This window comes from Trebonia sp. (genome assembly GCF_049794275.1).
Lineage (GTDB): Bacteria > Actinomycetota > Actinomycetes > Streptosporangiales > Streptosporangiaceae > Trebonia.
The window spans coordinates 1-1,710 of sequence record NZ_JBARCR010001125.1; the positions used below are offsets into that span (position 1 = coordinate 1).

The following is a 1,710-nucleotide window of genomic DNA, read 5'->3' on the forward strand; positions in this document are numbered from 1 at the left end:
GCCGCGTCGAGCGCCGCCCGCAGCGAGTCGGTGCCGACCGTGAACGTGTGCCCGAACGGCTCGGCGGGCACCTGGCTCAGCGGAGTGTCGCCGGCGTGGCCGCCCAGGCTGTCCGCCTGGACCCAGCCGCGCGGCTTCCCGCCGTCGGTGACCAGGATCCACGGCTCGCCGGTGGCCTGCGCCTTGGCGACGGTCGTGTCGGCGCTGAGCACCGGCCCGGTGCTTAGCGTGAGGCCCTGCGACCTGAAGAACGACAGCCGCCTGATGCCCCGGTCGAAGCCGACGAACCCGGCCACGTAGTCGTCCGCGGGGGCACCGAGCAGCCGTTCCGGGGTGTCGAACTGGGCGATCTTGCCGTGCGGCCGGAACAGCGCCACCAGGTCGCCGATCTTGATGGCCTCCTCGATGTCGTGCGTCACGAACAGGATCGTCTTCTGCAGCTCGCGCTGCAGCGCGAGCAGCTCTTCCTGCAGCGAGCTGCGCACCACCGGGTCGACGGCGCTGAACGGCTCGTCCATCAGCAGTACCGGCGGGTCCGCGGCGAGCGCGCGGGCCACCCCGACCCGCTGCTGCTGACCGCCGGACAGCTGGTACGGGTAGCGCCCCGCCAGCGCGGGGTCCAGGCCGACGGTGGTGAGCAGCTCACGGGCCCGGTCCCGCGCCTTCTGCCGCCGCCAGCCGTTGAGCACCGGGACCGTGGCGATGTTGTCCTCGACGGTCCGGTGCGGGAACAGCCCGGTCTGCTGGATCACGTAGCCGATGCCGCGCCGCAGCCTGGCCGGGTTCTGCTCCCTGATGTCCTTGCCGTCGAGCGTGATCCGGCCCTCGGTCGGCTCGACGAGGCGGTTGGTCATCCGCAGGGTGGTGGTCTTGCCGCAGCCGCTGGGGCCGACGAGGACGACGGTCTTGCCCGCGGGCACCTCAAGGTCGAGCGCGTCGACGGCCACCGTCCCGTCCGGGTACCGCTTCGTCACTGCCTCGAACGTGATCAAGCTGCCGCCAGGCCCTTTCGCGAGAATTCCGTGAGGAATCTAAATTTTTCCGACCGAATTTATCTGAATATACCGCAGGCTCCCGATCCCGGATTACCAGCTCACCGGCTCGGCTGAACTCATCCAACCACCTTAACGGTCACGCGGCGTTCAGGCCGGTCTCGGCCGTGCCGTTTGGGTAACAACCGTCCCTCACTACCCCGTTGGCTACCCGTTGAACGTGAGCGTGAAGTACACGCCGCGGCCCGCGGGGGTGCGGAACACGCCCCAGTCGTCCGCCAGCCGGGCGACCAGCACGAGCTCAGGTCCTGCTCCGTCCTCGTCGGGCGTCTCGGCGGGGACGGGCAGCGACCGCGCGGAGTCGTAGACGTCGACGCGCAGCTGGCCGCGCGAGCACCTGATCGCGACCGTGACGCTCGGGCCGGCGCCGTGCAGTATGGCGTTGGTCACGACGTCGCTGGTCAGCAGGATCGCGACATCCGGGTCGACGGGAACCTGCCAGGAGCGCAGGGCGTCGCGGACCTGGCCGCGGGCCTGGCCCGCCGCGACTGGCTGCCGGGCAAGCCGGATGCGGCGCTGGTGCAGTTCGGCCGTGCGGGCCGGGGCCGTTGCGTTCATCGGTTTCCTCAGCTGACGGATGCGGAGATGCTCCGGATGCGCGGATGCTCGGTTTGCTGTTGCACTGGAAATGGTTATGCAACTTGCACTGCAAGACATC

At 69.8% G+C, this 1,710-nt stretch carries 2 protein-coding genes; both read right to left on the minus strand.

Annotated features, from left to right (window positions below; translation table 11 throughout):
• On the minus strand, positions 1–992 hold a 992-nt coding region (locus WA805_RS27960; RefSeq protein WP_425243825.1), incomplete at its 3' end, for an ABC transporter ATP-binding protein.
• Positions 993–1,199: 207 nt separating this feature from the next.
• Entirely contained in the window at positions 1,200–1,610 is a 411-nt protein-coding gene (locus WA805_RS27965) for an ATP-binding protein (RefSeq protein WP_422272386.1), read from the minus strand.
• Between the last annotated feature and the right edge of the window lie 100 nt (positions 1,611–1,710).